This is a genomic window from Tateyamaria omphalii (assembly GCF_014651375.1).
Classification (GTDB): Bacteria; Pseudomonadota; Alphaproteobacteria; order Rhodobacterales; family Rhodobacteraceae; genus Tateyamaria; species Tateyamaria omphalii.
Map to the genome: position 1 here is coordinate 266,032 of NZ_BMWT01000003.1, position 17,482 is coordinate 283,513.

Consider the following 17,482-nt stretch of genomic DNA (forward strand, 5'->3'; position numbering starts at 1 on the left):
GTCCCAATGCCTGACCTTCTGATCGAACTCTTCTCCGAAGAAATTCCTGCACGCATGCAAAAGCGCGCGGGCGAGGACCTGCAAAAGCTGGTCACAAACGGTCTGGTCGAGGCTGGGCTGACCTACGCCTCTGCCGCCGCCTTCACCACGCCGCGCCGCCTGACGCTGACGGTCGAAGGTCTGCTGGATCAAAGCCCCACCACGCGGGAAGAACGCAAAGGCCCCAAAGCGGACGCCCCCGAAAAGGCGATCGAAGGGTTCCTGCGCGGCGCGGGCCTGACCCGCGATCAGGTTGAGGAGCGCGAGACGCCCAAGGGCAACGTGCTCTTTGCCGTGATCGAAAAACCGGGCCGCCCCGCAGCCGAGATCATTGCCGAAGTGCTCGAGGCGACGATCCGCACTTTCCCTTGGCCCAAATCCATGCGCTGGGGCAGCGGCCCGCTGAAATGGGTGCGCCCGCTGCATTCGATCCTCTGCATCCTCACGGATGAGGCCGGGCACAGCGTTGTGCCGGGCGAGGTTGATGGCATCACCTTCGGCGACACCACCGAAGGGCACCGCTTCATGGCCCCGGGCCGCTTCCCCGTCACATCGTTCGACGACTACAGCGCCAAGTTGGCCCGCGCCCACGTGGTGCTGGACGCCTCCGAGCGCGCAAACACCATCTGGAACGACGCCACAAACGCTGCCTTCGCCAACGGGCTTGAGGTGGTCGAGGACAAGGGCCTGCTGGCCGAGGTTGCAGGCCTTGTCGAATGGCCCGTGGTCCTGATGGGCAAGATCGGCGACGACTTTTTAGACCTGCCGCCGGAGGTGCTGCAAACCTCGATGAAAGAGCACCAAAAATTCTTCTCGGTGCGGAACCCCAAGACAGGCCGGATCGAGCGGTTCATCACGGTTGCCAACCGCGAAACTGCGGACAACGGTGCCACGATTTTGGCGGGCAACGAAAAGGTTCTGAGTGCGCGTCTGGCGGACGCAAAGTTCTTCTGGGAGAATGACTTGCGCGTCGCCAAGTCCGACATGAGTGTCTGGACGCAAGCCCTTGAAAATGTGACGTTCCACAACAAGCTGGGCAGCCAAGCCGACCGCATCAACCGCATCGCGGCACTGGCCAAGGAATTGGCCCCCATCGTCGGCGCCGATGAGGCCCAAGCCGAGGAGGCAGCCCGCCTCGCCAAAGCCGATCTTAGCTCCGAAATGGTCTATGAATTTCCAGAACTTCAAGGGCTTATGGGGCGATACTACATCGGTGAAACTGAGAAAAACGCTGCAATCGCTGCCGCCGCGCAAGACCATTACTCGCCGCTTGGACCCTCGGATGATGTGCCGACCGCGCCCGTTTCGGTGGCCGTTGCTCTGGCAGACAAGCTGGATGTGCTTACAGGCTTCTGGGTGATTGATGAAAAGCCGACCGGTAGCAAAGACCCATTTGCACTGCGCCGAGCTGCACTCGGTGATGTGAGGCTCTTACTCGAAAACAAACATCGATTGAACTTGGCACAAGTCTTTGAACCAGGGATAGCACGAAACATTTCTGCTCGGTTGATTCATGATGACGAATACTACGCTAAACAGCTTGATCGGTTTCGAGCAGAACTGCCTGTCGAACTGCGCAACACACTAGACCGGTTGGACACTAAGATTGTGCTTGGTGATCCGAAAACTCAGTTGCGTTACCGGATTGTCATTGAATTTTTGTCGGGTGCTGTCTTTGCAGCTGATAAAGACGCAATTCGGCGCGACCTCCTCGCCTTCTTCCACGACCGCCTCAAAGTCTACCTCCGCGATCAAGGCATCCGCCACGACATCATCGACGCCTGCATCGCGATGCCGAACAACGACGACCTCACCCTGCTGGTCAAACGCGCCCGCGCCCTCTCCGAAACCCTCGCCACCGACGATGGCGAAAACCTGATCCAGGGCTTCAAACGCGCCAACAACATCCTGACCCAGGCGGAGGAAGCGGACGGCGTTGAATATTCCTACGGCGCCGACATTAAGTTTGCCGAGGAACCGCAGGAAACCGCCTTGTTCGAAGCGCTCGACACCGCCGAGGCCAAAATCGCTCCGGCGATGGAGGCACAGGACTTCACCACCGCCATGTCTGCCATGGCATCACTGCGCGGCCCCATCGACGCCTTCTTCGAAGCGGTCCAGATCAACGCGGAAAACCAAACCGTCCGCCGCAACCGCCTCAACCTGCTCAGCCGCATCCGCACGCTGTGCCTGAGCGTCGCCGACCTCACCAAGATCGAAGGCTGATCCTCCTTCATCTTGCCAAATAAACTTCGGGGGGGTCAGGGGGGCTGGCCCCCCTTTTCCCGCTCGAAAACCGTTGCGCTGACCCCGGTTTCTGCGCGCGCGCCCGGTGTACAGGGGGTGTACGGATGCTGCACGGGGGGTGCCACCCTGTCACAGGCCGAAAGTTGCACACCCTAAACCCTTGTGCGGTCAAGCTTTGCAGCTATGCTGCGCCTCGCAAAGGAGCGATGCCGCAGTGCAGAATAACCCGAACACCACCTTGGTCACGCCAACCGCCCCCATCGCGACCGAAACGCATGGCGGCCGGGCGAAATGCCTGCAAAGGCTGACCCGGCTTGACCTGCCGGTGCCTCCGACAGTGGCGCTGTCCTTTGATGCTGTGCACGACATTGCCAGCGGCCATCTTCCCGATGTGCCTGCGATTCTCGACCAATTCCCGGATGAGGCACTGCTCTGCGTCCGCCCATCTTCCGAAGATCCCGACTGGGGCGGCCCATCCGCGATCCTCAACATCGGCATGAACAAAACTCGCTACGCGGCGCTGTGTGACACGCTTGGAACAGATGCGGCGTCCAGCCTGTTCACCCGCTTCGTTCAAAGCTACGCCATCCATGTCGACCGGTTGGACCCGGACATGTTCGATGACGTCACCGGCGAAGGACCCGAAGCGCTCAAGCAAACCCTGGAAGCCTATGAAGTTGAAACAGAACTTCAGTTTCCGGCAACGCGTGTCGAGCAGCTTGCAGGCGTGCTGAAGTCCATGGCGCGCGCGTGGGAAGGCACCTCTGCCCGTCTGCTGCGGCAGGCCAAGGGAGCGCCCGCGGATGCCGGTTTGGGCCTGATTGTGCAGCAGATGGCTTTCGGTGTCGGGCAGGGCGAAAGTGGTTCAGGCGTCTTGCAACTCGTGTCGTCAAAGACGGGAATGCCTCAGGTCACCGGGCGGTATCTTCGCCAAAGCCAGGGCCGCGACGCATTGCGCAGCAATGCCAAATCCCTGTTCATCACCCGCGACCCCCGAGGCCCGTCCCTCGAGGAACTTGTGCCCGAAGGCTTTGCTCAACTGGTCGATCACGCCCGCCTGATGCGCACCAAACTGCGCGAAGAAATGCAGGTCGAATTCACGATTGAAGACGGGCGCTTGCACATTCTGGATGGTGTGCGCGTCGCACGCTCTTCCCGCGCAGCAGTGCGGATTGCCGTGCAACTGGCGCGCGACGGCATCATCCCCCGGCAAGAGGCGTTGATGCGGATCGAGCCGCGTGCGTTAAATGAATTGCTGCACCGCCAAGTCGATCGTCATGCCAAGCGCGATATTCTTGGCACAGGTATCGCCGCCAGCCCAGGCGCTGCCACCGGACGGTTGGTGTTTTCCGCAAACGAAGCACAAGCAAGCGCCGCGCGAAACGAAGACTGTATCCTTGTGCGCCGCGAAACATCGCCCGAGGACATTCGGGGTATGCACGCGGCCAAGGCCGTGATCACGGAACGCGGCGGGATCACCAGCCATGCTGCTGTGATCGGTCGAGGCATCGGATTGCCTTGCGTCGTCGGTGTGGGAGACATCCGCTTCCAGACCCGCAAAGGGCTGCTGACAACGAAGGATGGTCGTACGGTCGCCGAGGGCGACATTGTAACCGTGGACGGCACCAATGGGACGATCCTCGTTGGAGCGCCAGAGATGCAGGAGGCGGCCCTTGATGACGCCTTCACCGATCTGATGACTTGGGCGGACGCCGAACGCGACATTGATATTCGCGCCAATGCCGACACACCTGCGGATGCCAAAACAGCCAGTAATTTCAATGCCCAGGGTATTGGTCTGTGCCGGACTGAACACATGTTTTTCGAGCCGGGTCGTCTGCGGGTCATGCGCGAGATGATTTTTGCCGCAACCAGTGATGACAGGCGTGCGGTGCTCGAGCGGCTCCTGCCGATGCAGCGCGCTGACTTCAGTCAGCTTTTCCGCATCATGCAGGGCAAACCTGTCTGTATTCGCTTGTTTGACCCACCGCTCCATGAATTCCTGCCCACGGATCGCAACGGGCAGCGTGAGCTTGCCGATGCCTTGAACTTGCCGTTGTCGGATGTGACGCGGCGGATCGAGGCGATGACCGAATACAACCCGATGCTGGGTCTGCGTGGTGTGCGCCTTGGTGTGACGGTGCCGGAAATCTATGACATGCAGGCACGGGCGATCTTCGAAGCTGCTCTTGATGCCGGTCGCGACGGCGCGCCGGTTGTACCCGAAATCATGATCCCGCTGGTCAGTGCCAAACGTGAAGTCGAGTTGGTCCGTACACGTGTCGATGCAATTGCAGCAGCTGTGGCCGCGGAAAGGGGTGCGGAATTTGACTACCGCCTTGGCGTCATGGTCGAAACGCCACGTGCCGCGCTCCGAGCGGGTGACATTGCTCAGCACTGCAGCTTCCTGTCTTTCGGCACGAACGACCTGACACAGATGACATATGGGTTATCACGTGACGACGCGGGGCGGTTCATGTCAGATTATGTCCGGCAAGAAGTCTTTGTCGAAGACCCGTTCCACTCGCTCGACATTGATGGTGTGGGAGAGTTGCTCAAACTGGGTTCGGAACGGGGGCGCGCGGCAAGACCGGACGTGACGCTGTCCATTTGTGGCGAACATGGGGGCAACCCCGAATCAATTGCCTTTTGTCGACAGGCCGGATTCGACTATGTTTCGTGTTCTCCGTTCCGGGTTCCGGTCGCTCGGCTGGCTTCCGCTCAATTGGCGATTTCGCACAAAATCGGGTAGTTTTCGGTTCCATCCGCCACAGTATTCTGCGGTTCGTCACAAGCGATATCGCGCCCACGCATAGCGGCCATGTGCGACCAAATCGCCCAAAAACTGGACGAAGTGGTCAATTTTCCCTAAATGCCGCGGATCGGAAACGATCCTGGGGTGATCAATGCGACGTTTGGTAAAGGCGCTGCTGGCATGGTCCATGCTGGCAGGGACGCAGCTTGCTGCGGCTGACGCCGAGAATACGAGTGCAACGGGTGAGGCGTTGAGAAACGCAGAAAATCGTGGACTGCGCGGTGTGCCATCCACGCGGCTTGCAGCTTTGCTGACAGAGCCGGAGACGAAAACCGACATTTCTTTTTCGCGCAGCTGGCTTGATGCACAGCCCAAGGCGCAGGGCGGGGCACACTGGCGCTGCCTGAGCGAAGCGCTTTACTTTGAAGCACGTGGTGAAACGGTCAAAGGGCAGTTTGCCGTTGCCGAGGTTATTATGAACCGCGTGCGCAGTGCGCGCTTCCCCGACAATGTCTGCGGTGTGATCAATCAGGGCACCGGTCGCAAGTACCAGTGCCAGTTCACCTACACCTGCGATGGCGCGCCGGAAACAATCCGCGAGCAGCGCGCGTTTGAGCGTGTATCCAAAGTGGCCCGTACCGTTCTGGACGGTCGTGCGCCGGCTCTGACGGAAGGTGCCACGCATTATCATACGACCGCTGTCCGCCCACGCTGGAGCCGCGTTTACACCAAGACAGCTGCCATCGGCGTGCATATCTTTTACCGGCACACCTTCCGCACAGCTTCAAACTGACGTTTTCGGGTCCAAGGGTGGCGTCTTTGCACCTGTCCCCGCGGGGACAGCTTGGTTAGAAGTGCGCAACTTTGACTGCATAGGTCCGCATCATGGCGTCCGAAATCCGTCTTGCCTTTTCCCATCCATCTGAACGGTCAGAAGCGACTGCCACTTCTGCGCCGCTGGATCGCATCTCGGTCCGTGATCATACGGTCGAGGTTGAAATCGGCGCGTTTCAGGCCGAGCGTGGGGTCACCCAGCGCATCTGTTTCAACATCGTGGTCGAAGTGCGCCCGCTTACCGGGCCGATCGATGACGATGTGGACCGCATCCTGTCCTATGACAAGGTGACAGAAGCGATTGCCTATGAACTGGCCGCAGAACGCCTGAACTTGCTTGAAACCCTGTCTGAACGCGTGGCCGACCGCATCCTGATGGAGCCGCAAGCGATGCGTGTCTTTGTTCGCATCGAGAAACTTGACCGGGGCCCCGGAGCGCTGGGGGTCGAGATCGTGCGGAGCCGAGGTACGGCGCGGCCGGTCGCGGCAGAAGATCTGGAAGAAGATGTGATGCGCCCGGAACTGGTGTATCTGTCCAATGACGCCATTGTCTCGGACAATCTGAGTGGCTGGATAGATCAGCTAGAGGCGATGGGCCGACCGCTGATTTTTTGTGTCGGACCTGCGGACATTGATGCGCCTCAGGCCAGCCACCCACTGGCGCAGCGGCGCATCGACTTGCTTGCCATTGAACAGAATGCCTGGGTGCTCGCTGCCCGCGACGCACGGTGTAAGGTCGTGGACACCCGGACCGAGCTGGATTGGGCCATGCGCAACGGTCAGGCTTGCGTCTGGGCACCCTCCAAGATCGTTCTGGATGCCGTCGACGGTCCCTCGGCAAAGGGGGCGGATGCCGTTGCACTGGCGTCGTGGTTTGCCGCCACATTCGACGTTCTGGAAATGCTGGTGATTGGCGATGATGGCCCCAAGGATGCGCCGGTCACTCTGCGCGCCGTGCCTGTGGATCAGGCCAAGCTATAATGCGCTATGTCCGCCCGTTGATGCAGGTGGGACCAGCCCGTCCGGACGAGGCGATTGTCTTTGGTGCGTGCTGGTTCACACATGTTGAAACCCTTTCGCGCAGCGATGCGGCGCGCATCGTTCCGGTGTCTGACCTGACGGATGCAGAAAGCGCACCGTTTCGAAACGCGGGGTCTGCGCCGCAGATCATGGGCATCCTGAACACCACACTTGACAGCTTCTCGGACGGCGGAAAGCACAACACTCGTGCAGATGCCGCAGCGCATGGTCAGGTGCTGATTGGTCAGGGCGCAGACATCCTTGATATTGGGGGCGAAAGTACGCGACCGGGTGCGGCAATCGTGGACATAGACGAAGAGATCGCGCGCACAGCACCCGTGATCAGCGACCTCCGCGCCAAAGGCGTGACCACGCCCATCTCAATTGATACACGCAAGGCTGCCGTCGCAGTGGCGGCGTTGGATGCCGGTGCGTCCATTGTCAATGACGTGTCGGGCTTTACCTACGATCCTGATCTTGCCGCGCTGTGTGCTGAGCGCGGCGTGCCTGTTTGTGTGATGCATGCGCAGGGTGATCCACAGACGATGCAGGACAATCCAGTTTACGATGATGTTCTGCTGGACGTGTATGACTTTCTGGCCGCACGAATTTCGGCATTGCAGGCTGCGGGCATTGCGCAGGACAAGATCATCGCTGACCCCGGCATCGGGTTTGGCAAAACGCTGGAACACAACCTAACCCTGCTGAACCGGATCAGCCTGTTTCACAGCCTTGGTGTCCCGATCTTGTTGGGCGCATCGCGCAAGCGGTTCATTGGCACCATCGGCAATGCGCCCGAGGCGTCAAACCGCGCGCCCGGTTCCGTGGGGGTCGCGTTGGCGGCGATTGCGCAGGGAGTCCAGATCATCCGTGCGCATGACGTTGCCGAACACGCGCAGGCCATTGCGCTGTGGCGCGCTTCCGTGGCACATCGCTAACATGACAAAGCTTTTCGGGACGGACGGCGTCCGGGGCACGGCCAACACCGCGCCCATGACGGCCGAGATTGCGCTGCGCATCGGTGCGGCAGTGGGGCGGTACTTTCGCAGGGACGGCGACAGCGTACACCGCGTGGTGATTGGCAAGGATACGCGCCTGTCCGGGTACATGTTCGAAAACGCGCTGACGGCAGGTCTGACGAGTACCGGCATGAATGTCTTGCTGCTGGGGCCGGTACCGACACCCGCCGTCGGGTTGCTGACCCGGTCCATGCGCGCCGATCTGGGCGTGATGATTTCGGCCAGTCACAACCCCGCCCATGACAACGGCATCAAATTCTTTGGCCCCGATGGCTACAAGCTGAGTGATGCGGCGGAAGCGGAAATAGAAAACCTTGTATCCCAAGGGGTTGAGCCTGTCCCCGCGGGGACAATCGGGCGGGCGAAACGGATTGATGACGGTCGTTTCCGCTATGTGGAGCGGGTGAAATCCTCGTTCCCGCGCCAGATGCGGTTGGATGGGCTGAAGGTCGTTGTGGATTGCGCGAATGGTGCTGCCTACCGGGTGGCGCCGGAAGCCCTCTGGGAATTGGGGGCCACGGTCATTCCGGTCGGGGTGGCGCCGAACGGGCACAACATCAACGAAGGATGTGGATCCACACAGCCCCAAACGGCTGCAGAAGCGGTTGTGGCGCATGGCGCCGATGTCGGCATTTGCCTGGATGGGGATGCTGACCGCGTCATCCTGCTGGATGAAAAGGGGCGTGTGGGCAACGGCGATCAGTTCATGGGGCTGATGGCGGCCCGCTGGGCGGCCGAAGGGCGGCTCAAGGGCAATGCACTTGTCGCAACGGTCATGTCCAATCTGGGCCTTGAGCGCTTCCTGCAGGGGCGCGGTGTCGCGCTAGAGCGCACAGGTGTTGGCGACCGCTACGTGGTTGAACGCATGCGCGAAGGTGGGTTCAACCTTGGCGGTGAACAGTCCGGTCATATCGTGATGACGGACTATGCCACGACTGGTGATGGGCTCATGGCAGGGCTGCAGTTTCTGGCTGAACTTGTGCAGTCGGGCAAGCGTGCGAGTGAAGTGCTGCACGTGTTTGATCCGGTTCCACAACTTCTCAAGAATGTTCGTTTCGCAGTGGGACAGGCTCCGCTTGATATGGATAGCGTCAAGACAGCCATCACTGAGGCCGAAGGACAATTGAATGGCAATGGTCGCTTGCTGATCCGCAAATCCGGGACCGAGCCGTTGATCCGGGTCATGGCAGAGAGCGAAGACGAAACCGTATTGAACGCCAGCGTTGACCACGTTGTGCAAGCTGTCGAAGCCGCAGTTTCTTCTTGATCGGATATCGACGGGTCGTAGTGTTGCCGTATCTTTAACCTGATCGAGTACACATTATGAAGATTGTCGCCCTTTCCTTGTCTGTTCTTGCCCTGACCACCGGGGTCGCCATGGCCGATCTTAAGGCGAAAGTTGCTGCGCCCTGGAACGGGAAAAAGGTTCCTGCAGGACAAAACTGCGCTTTGGATGGTGGCAACGGGTCCACCCCGCCATTTCAGGTAACGGGCATACCGGACGGAACCGTTTGGCTGATCGTCGAATACAATGACAAAAGCTACAAGCCGCTTTCGCGCAACGGGGGGCATGGCACGATCGGTTATGCTGTTAACGGTGCATCAGGCAGTTTTCCCGCCGTTCCGGGCATGTCTGCGCGCATGCCGAAAGGTGTTCAGGTGATCGCGGCGGCGAAAAGCACCGGAAAATACGCATCGCCTGGCTATCTGCCGCCATGTTCAGGTGGGCGCGGCAACAGCTATGAGGCGGTGGTTAAAGCGGTTGATGCCAATGGCAAGGTGCTGGACAAGACGCGGATGTCGCTGGGCCGGTACTGAGATTATCCGCTGCGGCAGAACAATCGTCGCAGCGCGCCATATTGGCTGAGACCGACACCGGCAAGGATCAGCAGCATCGCCCAAAGTAGGCTTGGGGGGAGGGGTTCGTTCAGGATCACTGCGCCCATGACGACCGACCAGACCGGCACCTGGTAGTTCGTGATCGACATGAAGACTGGTCCCGCGCTGCGGATCACCAAGACGCGCAGCATGTTGGCCGCAGCCGTTGGGATCAGTCCGAGGAATGCGATGACCAAGAGCGTTTGCGTGTCTGGCAGCGGTGGCGGGCCCTCAACAATCCAGGCGGCGGGCAGCACGATGAGTGCGGCGATCAAAAGCAACACGGTAGACAGTCCGATTGGGTCCACGGGTGGCAGGCGGCGCATGAGGATGGACGAGATGCCATAGCAACTGGCGGCCCCAATACAGGCGATCCGTCCTGCAGTCTCCAACTGCGCGCCGCTCGCCTCAAAGGCCTGGCCACCGATCAGAATGCACACACCAACGAAGCCGATGACAAAGCCAAGGCTGCGGCGCCATGTCATGCGTTCGCCGGGGACCAGAAAATGCGCGAGCGGCAGTACGATCAATGCCACCGACGCCATCGAAACACCTGCAAAACCCGAGGTGACGTATTGCTGCCCCCATGCCAGCAGCATGAAGGGGATGGCCGAACTGAACCCGCCAATGGCGATCAGTGATGTCCATGTGCCCATCGGTACGGGGCTTTTGAACAATCGGGCACCGAGGGCGCTCCAGATGGCCACCATCAGGATGGCGGCAAAGCATATGCGTCCAGCGGCCAACCAGAACGGCGTGATCCCGGTCAGGGCAATTTCAGTGACCAGAAAGGTGCCACCCCAGGTGAACCCCAGGATGGCAACCATTGCCCAACTGATAGCCGTGATACGGGGGCTATCTGTCATGCAGCGCCCTGCTGTCGGCGGGTGCTTCATCCCGTTCCGTCATGCCATAGTTCCGGATGACCCCGGCAACACGCAGGCGGTAGTTGTCGAAATGGATGTCCCGGCCCGCAGATTGCGCTGAGCGGTGTTCCGGCAATTTGCGCCAGTGTTCAAGCGCTGCCTCATCTTCCCAGAAGGACAATGACAGGAGTTTGCCGGGCTCCACGAGGCTCTCGAATCTTTCGACGGAAATGAAGCCGGGGATGTCGTTCAGATGCTCCTTAAGCGCAGCAGCCCGGTTCAGATAGGGTGTGCGATGCCCATCCTTGGGCCAGACCTCGAAGATGACAGCGATCATTTGGAACCTCCCTGCGACATGGAAACGTTGGTGAGCCAAGTCCGATCTTCTTTGAGAATGAATTTCTCGGATTGTGCAAACAGGTAATTCTCACGTCCGAGTGGGTCGGCAGCGAGCCGCGCGCGGTATTGTTCGTAAGCTGCCAAGTTTTCAATGTGATAGATGCCGTAGGCAAGCGTCGAAGATCCTTCGTGTGGCGCAAAATATCCCACAAGGTCTGCGCCGCAACGCGGGATGGCTTCGCCCCACCGTTGGCCGTATTCGGCAAAGGCGGTGCGTTTGGTCGGGTCGATTTGGTATTGAATGATGCACGTTAGCATTTGCTTCCCTTTCATGTCTGAGCCTTGGCTAGCACTTTGACGAACGGGAATGCTTCGGTTACGATCGAACTATGAAAGAAGGTCCAGATATCTCTCACATCGCGGCGCTGATCGGGGATCCGGCGCGGGCGAATATTCTGACAGCGTTGATGGATGGTCGTGCGCTCACAGCATCTGAACTTGCCGAGGAAGCGGGTGTGGGTCTGTCCACGGCCAGCGGGCATCTGTCTAAGCTGGCTGAAGCTGAACTGATCGCGCCGCGCAAATCCGGGCGGCACAAGTATTTCAATCTGGCCGATGCCGAGGTGGCAGGCGTGCTGGAATCGCTGATGGGACTGGCGGCGCGGCGCGGTACCACGCGTGTCCGTACGGGGCCACGTGATGCGCAGATGCAGGTGGCGCGGGTGTGTTACAACCATTTGGCCGGACAACTGGGCGTGCAGATGTACAGCAAGTTGCTTGCGCAGGGCGTTTTGATGGAAGACGGGGAAGACGTGGCTCTGACCGCATCCGGGCGCGATTTCATGACAGCATTCGGTATCGATCTTGATGCTCTGGAAAAGGGGCGTACCCGTCTATGCCGCAGCTGCCTTGATTGGTCCGAAAGACGCACGCATCTTGCGGGGTCATTGGGGCGCGCGATGCTGACGTGTATGGAGCAGAAAGGCTGGATGTCCCGGGAGACTGGAAGTCGGGCAATCCACGTGACGAAGGCGGGGCAAGTCGCCTTTGCTGACATGTTTGGCGTCGATTAGCGCAGCGCGCTGTGCGCAATGATCCTTTACTATGAAGAAGGCTTTGAGACGTTTGTGTTGCACCTCTGAGGGTGACTTTGGAGCGGAACGACAAGCAGCCACTTAAACAGGTAGGCTCATTTTCATGTCGGAATTTAAGATCACGGTGGCAACAGAGAGCGTACTGGACAATGTGGAGAGCCTTGTTGCTGACGCAACGCGGGAACCGTTCTCTCACTCTGATTTGACGCCGGAGCAGTTGAAAGAAAACGAATGGGTGGTGTCGATTGCGAAATCGACTTGCCTTGCAGCACTTGGTCAGACGGACCGCGTATTGTTTGTGGCAACGGTCGACGCACGGCTTGTCGGGTTCGTTCTCGCGCTCAGAAAGACAGGCGACATTCCAGAAATCGACTGGTTGATCGTCGCGCCTGAATGCCATGGATCAGGCGTTGCTCATGCGTTGATGACTAGAGCGCTAAACTGGATAGGCTCGGGGGAACCGATCAAATTGGGCGTGATCCATTACAATCACCGCGCCATCGCGTTCTATGAAAAATTTGGATTCAGGAATACTGGCGAAATTGCGGGGCGTCACAAAATTCCCCGCCTTCTGATGATGCGAGACGGGTCGCCAATTTGAATGACCGTGACGCGATCTCAGTTCAGTTTCAAAAGAGCGTGTGGTAAGTCCGCTTAACGGCTGCCCGAGTCACATAAAGAAAACGGAGCGCAAATGCCTTTGCGCTCCGTATGTCTTTGTATTTTGACTTAGTTCTTGGACTTGTCGACCATTTTGCCGGCCGAGATCCATGGCATCATACCGCGCAGTGTTTCGCCCGTGGCTTCGATCTGGTGTTCGTCGTTGATACGACGTGTGCCTTTGAAGAAGGGCTGGCCAACCGCGTTTTCCTGCATGAAGTCACGCACGAACTTGCCGGTCTGAATGTCGGTCAGGATTGCCTTCATCCGCGCCTTGGTTTCGTCGTAAGGCAGAACGCGTGGGCCGGAGACATATTCGCCGTATTCCGCCGTGTTCGAGATCGAGTAGTTCATGTTGGCGATACCGCCTTCGTAGATCAGGTCGACGATCAGCTTCACTTCGTGCAGGCATTCGAAATAGGCCATCTCGGGCGCGTAGCCCGCTTCAACCAGCGTCTCGAAGCCCATGCGGATCAGCTCGACCAGACCACCGCAGAGCACGGCCTGTTCACCGAAGAGGTCGGTTTCGCACTCTTCACGGAAGTTGGTTTCGATGATGCCCGAGCGGCCGCCACCGATGGCGGAGCAATAGGACAGACCGATTTCCAGCGCGCGACCCGAGGCGTCATTGTCGACGGCCACAAGGCAGGGCACGCCGCCGCCTTTGACATATTCGCCGCGCACAGTGTGGCCGGGGCCTTTCGGAGCCATCATCACGACGTCGATGCCGGGCTTGGGCTCGATCAGACCAAAGTGGACGTTCAGGCCGTGGGCGAACGCGATTGCCGCGCCTTCGCGGATGTTGTCGTGGACGTATTTCTTGTAGGTTTCGGCCTGCAGTTCATCGGGCATTGTGAACATGATCAGGTCGGCCCAGGCGGCGGCCTCGGCAATGCCCATGGTTTTCAGGCCTTCACCTTCGGCCTTGGCGATGGATGCGGAGCCTTCGCGCAGGGCCACAACGACGTTCTTGGCGCCCGAGTCGCGCAGGTTCAGCGCGTGGGCGTGGCCTTGGGAGCCGTAGCCGAGGATGGCCACGTTCATGTCCTTGATCAGGTTGATGTCGCAATCGCGGTCGTAATACACGCGCATGTTGGTTCCTCCGGGTTTGGTTGCTGAGGTGCGTTATACGCAGGCTGTTGCCTCTGGTCAGCGTTGTGTTTTGGGTTTATTTGTCAATCAGAGAGAAAAGTCATGCGTCAAATAAACAGATTGTGGAAAAATCATGCTTGATGATGCGGATCGTCGTATCCTGCGGCAATGGCAGTCGGACCCGACGCTTGCCCCTGCGGAATTGGCGGAACGGGCACGCGTCAGTCCAGGGCAACTCGCACGGCGGCAGGCCAAGCTGCGGGAGGCGGGGTTGGTCAAGTCGGTACAGGCCGTGATTGACTGGGCTGCACTGGGGTATGCTGTCGAGGTATCCCTGCGCATCACACTGGACAAGACACAGGCGCGCGCCTTTGACGATTTCATCGAAGCGGCACGGGAGGTGCCGGAAGTGATCGAGATCCAGACCTTTCTGGGGCGCGTAGACGTGCGCCTGTCTGTCATTGCAAGGGATATGCCGCATTATCAGCATCTCTATCGCAGCCGTATCCTGACCTTGCCTCATATCGCGGATATCGAGGCGCTGATGCAGGTGGCAAGGATCAAGAGCGACGAGGCGCTGCCGCTGTGATCGACTTGGATGAGACAGACTTCGCCATTCTACGTTTGTTGGTCGAAGATGTAGGGCAGGGGGCAGGCGCCATCGGGCGGGCGTGCGGGTTGTCGCAGCCTGCCGCGTGGCGGCGCATCAAGCGGTTGCGCGCGGCGGGTGTGATCCGGGGGCAGCGGTTGAGCCTGGATGCGGAAAAACTGGGGTTCGGCGTGACCGTTTTTCTGGGTGTGAAACTGGCAACCAAGGGGCGGGTGAGCCTTGAGGATTTCGAGCGAGCTGTATCCGCCATTCCGGAAGTTCAAACCGTTGAACATGTGCTGGGGCTGTATGACTACCGCCTGCGGGTGGTGGCGCGTGACCTTCCCGATTTCGAGCGGGTCTTGCGGCGCCGGATCATGACGTTGCCCGGTGCGGGGGAGGTCGAGGCGAATGTGCTGCTGAGTGAAGAGCGCAGACCGGGGCCCATCGGTTAAAAACCGTTCCAATAGGCGACGCGCCGTGCCGCACTGCCGTGAATGTATACGGTGATAGGCTTTGTTCTGCAGGGTCCAAGCCGCTATGTCCTGCTGAAAGAGAAAGGACCGCATGATGCCCGCATTGCTTGATACCGTTGATCCGCAAGGTCTTGAGGAGTTTTCCGTCGTTTTCACTGACCGCTCACTCAACCACATGAGTGTGGCGTTTCAAGGCGTGATGAACGACATCTCATCAATGCTGAAAGAGGTCTACGCCGCCGATGCGGTGGTGGTTGTGCCGGGTGGCGGGACCTTCGGGATGGAGGCGGTGGCGCGTCAGTTTGGACGCGGTGCGGATGTGCTGGTGGTGCGCAATGGCTGGTTTTCCTACCGCTGGAGCCAGATTTTCGAAACCGGAGGCCTGACCGCCAACACGACAGTGTTGAAAGCACGACAAACCGGAAACACGTCACCATCGCCCTTTACCCCGGCCCCGATCGACGAAGTTGTGACCACCATTCGGGAGCAGAAGCCGGATGTGGTTTTTGCCCCGCATGTTGAGACAAGTGCAGGCGTGATTCTGCCCGACGACTATGTGGCCGCGATGGCGGCAGCTGCGCATGAGGTTGGTGCGTTGATGGTCCTCGACTGTATCGCGTCGGGCTGTGCTTGGGTGGATATGCGGGCACTGGGTGTCGACGTGCTGATATCAGCGCCGCAAAAGGGGTGGAGTGCGTCGCCTTGTGCGGGCCTTGTGATGCTGTCTGACCGTGCGGTGGCGCGGATGGAAGAGACGACCTCTGACAGCTTTGCCATTGATCTCAAGAAGTGGCACCAGATCATGCAGGCCTATGAAAACGGGGGGCACGCCTATCACGCAACCATGCCCACAGATGCGCTGCGCGATTTCCGCGATACGATGGTTGAAACGCAAGCGTACGGCTTCGACAAGCTGAAGGACGCGCAGTGGGCCTTGGGCAATGCCGTGAGGGCTATGTTGGCCGAGAAGGGTGTGACGTCGGTCGCAGCGGATGGATTTGGTGCGCCGGGTGTGGTTGTGAGTTACACCACTGACCCGGATGTGCAGACTGGTAAACGATTTGCGGCGCAGGGCATGCAGATCGCGGCAGGGGTGCCTTTGCAATGCGATGAACCCGCTGACTTCCGGACGTTCCGCATCGGGCTGTTTGGGTTGGACAAACTCTATGATGTGGACGGCACGGTTACGCGGCTGCGGCGTGTCGTGGATCAGGTGTTGTAAGGCGGAGGTGCCCTCCGCCGGGCGCACGGCACGTGCGCCTTACTATGGTGCGGAAACGTAAGGCGCACGTGCCGTGCGCCCGGCGGACCATAGGTCCGCGTTACCCCGCGCAGCGCACGCCCAACCCCAATTCCATCAGTGATTTTCGGATTGGCGTGATCTCATGCAACGCGTTCAGGCCAAGGGCTCTTGCATCGCGTGCCAGTGGCGATGTGGCCTGGCTTGCCCGGTTCAAAATGTCGATGCCTGTCACGCGCATGCGGATATCGCCATAGCGCGCCTTCTGGTAGCGGGCGAGCATTTCCGCGTCGCCGAGATTTACCGGTTGATCTATCGCCAGATCCAGCAGAGTCGTTGTATCGGCCAGCGACATGTTCAGTCCTTGCGCGCCAATCGGCGGCACCACATGGGCAGCTTCGGCAATCAGGGCCACCCGTGTACCGTTCAAACGTTCAGCGATCTGGCTGATAATCGGCCAGATCGTGCGGCGCGACGCGAGGGTGAGTGGCCCGAGTATGTGACAACTGCGCTCGGTCATCTCTGCTTCGAACTCTGCGGTCTCCAGCGCCATGCGCGCGACTGATTTTGCGCCATCATCCATCCAAACAACGGCAGAGCAGGGCATTCCCTCGTGATCGGGCAAGGGCACGAGCGTGAACGGACCCCCTGTTCGGTGTACTTCGGTCGAAATATTTTCGTGCTGGATCGGGTGGGTCACGGCAAAGGCCAGCGCCTTTTGTCCGTAGCGCGTGGTCGTCACCCCAATTCCGGCGGCTTGCCGCACGGGCGAGTTGCGGCCATCCGCGGCCACGACCAGCTTAGCTTTGATGCGCGTTCCGTCGTTCAGCGTGACTCGCGCCTCTGCCGTGCGACCCAAGAAACGGCTGGTGCCGGTTCCAGGTCGGAAATCCACGCTTGGAAGCGCATCAAGTCGCCCCACCAGTTCGCGCCGCAAGCGCCAGTTGGGAAAATTCCAGCCGAAGGGCAGATCAGACACGTCCGACGCACGGAACGATTTGACCTCGCGCGCTGCACCCGTGTCGGTGGCGGTGTCCGCGATGCGCATCACTTCAAGGGCCGCGCCATGCGGTGCAAGCGCGTCCCAAACACCTGCACGCTCAAGCAAGTCACGGGCGGGTTGCAGCATCGCGGTGGTGCGCATGTCGGAACCCTCGGCCTCGCGCTCGGTCACGGGTGGGGTTGGATCAACGCAGATGACGTCGAACCCGGCCGAACCAAAAGCAGCTGCGGCGGTCAGGCCCGCAATGCCGCCGCCGGAAATCAGAATGTCACAGGTTTCGGTCATATCTCACCTCCGATACAGGAAAAATATGCCGCGCGGTCCCGGTGCC

Annotated in this window: 17 protein-coding genes; 12 read left to right on the plus strand and 5 right to left on the minus strand. The window is 59.7% G+C overall.

The annotated features are described in order from the left end of the window. Positions 1 to 6: 6 nt before the first annotated feature. From glyS to IE087_RS12015, 7 genes are all read left to right on the plus strand, one after another. The gene (gene glyS / locus IE087_RS11985; RefSeq protein ID WP_189369586.1) at positions 7 to 2,265 is read left to right on the plus strand and encodes a glycine--tRNA ligase subunit beta; all 2,259 of its coding nucleotides are present in this window, start codon (positions 7 to 9) and stop codon (positions 2,263 to 2,265) included. Positions 2,266 to 2,500: 235 nt separating this feature from the next. Beyond that, on the plus strand, positions 2,501 to 5,038 hold the full coding sequence (locus tag IE087_RS11990) for a putative PEP-binding protein (protein WP_189369587.1): 2,538 nt from the start codon (positions 2,501 to 2,503) through the stop codon (positions 5,036 to 5,038). Between the two features lie 154 nt (positions 5,039 to 5,192). After that, positions 5,193 to 5,834: a cell wall hydrolase gene (locus IE087_RS11995; protein WP_189369588.1), complete on the plus strand. Its 642-nt coding sequence runs from the start codon at positions 5,193 to 5,195 to the stop codon at positions 5,832 to 5,834. A gap of 92 nt (positions 5,835 to 5,926) precedes the next feature. Continuing rightward, a complete protein-coding gene (locus IE087_RS12000; protein ID WP_189369589.1) occupies positions 5,927 to 6,856 on the plus strand; it encodes a dihydroneopterin aldolase in 930 nt (309 codons plus the stop codon). Then, positions 6,856 to 7,833 (plus strand): dihydropteroate synthase, encoded by a 978-nt coding sequence (folP, locus tag IE087_RS12005; protein WP_189369590.1) that lies wholly within the window; start codon positions 6,856 to 6,858, stop codon positions 7,831 to 7,833. The genes IE087_RS12000 and folP overlap by 1 nt, the downstream gene beginning before the upstream one ends. 1 nt (position 7,834) lies before the next feature. Continuing rightward, positions 7,835 to 9,181, plus strand: coding sequence for a phosphoglucosamine mutase (gene glmM, locus IE087_RS12010; protein WP_189369591.1), 1,347 nt, complete (start codon positions 7,835 to 7,837; stop codon positions 9,179 to 9,181). Positions 9,182 to 9,237: 56 nt separating this feature from the next. Beyond that, entirely contained in the window at positions 9,238 to 9,732 is a 495-nt protein-coding gene (locus IE087_RS12015) for a hypothetical protein (RefSeq protein ID WP_229801363.1), read from the plus strand. Between the two features lie 2 nt (positions 9,733 to 9,734). Here IE087_RS12015 and IE087_RS12020 read toward each other — a convergent pair whose 3' ends face one another. Genes IE087_RS12020 through IE087_RS12030 form a run of 3 tightly spaced genes read right to left on the minus strand, consistent with a single transcriptional unit; the run spans position 9,735 to position 11,315 of the window. After that, positions 9,735 to 10,658, minus strand: coding sequence for a DMT family transporter (locus IE087_RS12020; RefSeq protein ID WP_189369592.1), 924 nt, complete (start codon positions 10,656 to 10,658; stop codon positions 9,735 to 9,737). After that, positions 10,648 to 10,995: an antibiotic biosynthesis monooxygenase family protein gene (locus IE087_RS12025; RefSeq protein WP_189369593.1), complete on the minus strand. Its 348-nt coding sequence runs from the start codon at positions 10,993 to 10,995 to the stop codon at positions 10,648 to 10,650. Before IE087_RS12025 ends, IE087_RS12020 begins: the two co-directional genes overlap by 11 nt. Continuing rightward, on the minus strand, positions 10,992 to 11,315 hold the full coding sequence (locus tag IE087_RS12030) for an NIPSNAP family protein (protein ID WP_189369975.1): 324 nt from the start codon (positions 11,313 to 11,315) through the stop codon (positions 10,992 to 10,994). The genes IE087_RS12025 and IE087_RS12030 overlap by 4 nt, the downstream gene beginning before the upstream one ends. Before the next feature lie 71 nt (positions 11,316 to 11,386). Here IE087_RS12030 and IE087_RS12035 point away from each other — a divergent pair, with 71 nt between their 5' ends. After that, entirely contained in the window at positions 11,387 to 12,070 is a 684-nt protein-coding gene (locus IE087_RS12035) for an ArsR/SmtB family transcription factor (protein WP_189369594.1), read from the plus strand. A 124-nt stretch (positions 12,071 to 12,194) separates the two neighbouring features. Continuing rightward, complete coding sequence (locus tag IE087_RS12040; protein ID WP_189369595.1) at positions 12,195 to 12,692, plus strand: GNAT family N-acetyltransferase; 498 nt, start codon at positions 12,195 to 12,197, stop codon at positions 12,690 to 12,692. A 128-nt stretch (positions 12,693 to 12,820) separates the two neighbouring features. Here the strand turns inward: IE087_RS12040 and ilvC are convergent, their stop codons facing one another. Further along, positions 12,821 to 13,843, minus strand: a complete 1,023-nt coding sequence (gene ilvC / locus IE087_RS12045) for a ketol-acid reductoisomerase (RefSeq protein ID WP_189369596.1) — start codon at positions 13,841 to 13,843, stop codon at positions 12,821 to 12,823. Between the two features lie 133 nt (positions 13,844 to 13,976). On the opposite strand from ilvC, the gene IE087_RS12050 reads away from it, so the two are divergent. From IE087_RS12050 to IE087_RS12060, 3 genes are all read left to right on the plus strand, one after another. Beyond that, positions 13,977 to 14,432 carry an Lrp/AsnC family transcriptional regulator gene (locus IE087_RS12050; protein ID WP_189369597.1) on the plus strand — a complete coding sequence of 152 codons (456 nt, stop codon included), beginning with the start codon at positions 13,977 to 13,979 and terminating at the stop codon, positions 14,430 to 14,432. Next, positions 14,429 to 14,887, plus strand: coding sequence for an Lrp/AsnC family transcriptional regulator (locus IE087_RS12055; RefSeq protein WP_189369598.1), 459 nt, complete (start codon positions 14,429 to 14,431; stop codon positions 14,885 to 14,887). Before IE087_RS12050 ends, IE087_RS12055 begins: the two co-directional genes overlap by 4 nt. Positions 14,888 to 15,002: 115 nt before the next feature. Continuing rightward, positions 15,003 to 16,130 carry an aminotransferase class V-fold PLP-dependent enzyme gene (locus tag IE087_RS12060; protein WP_189369599.1) on the plus strand — a complete coding sequence of 376 codons (1,128 nt, stop codon included), beginning with the start codon at positions 15,003 to 15,005 and terminating at the stop codon, positions 16,128 to 16,130. A 100-nt stretch (positions 16,131 to 16,230) separates the two neighbouring features. Here IE087_RS12060 and IE087_RS12065 read toward each other — a convergent pair whose 3' ends face one another. Beyond that, positions 16,231 to 17,436, minus strand: a complete 1,206-nt coding sequence (locus IE087_RS12065; protein WP_189369600.1) for a UbiH/UbiF family hydroxylase — start codon at positions 17,434 to 17,436, stop codon at positions 16,231 to 16,233. Between the last annotated feature and the right edge of the window lie 46 nt (positions 17,437 to 17,482).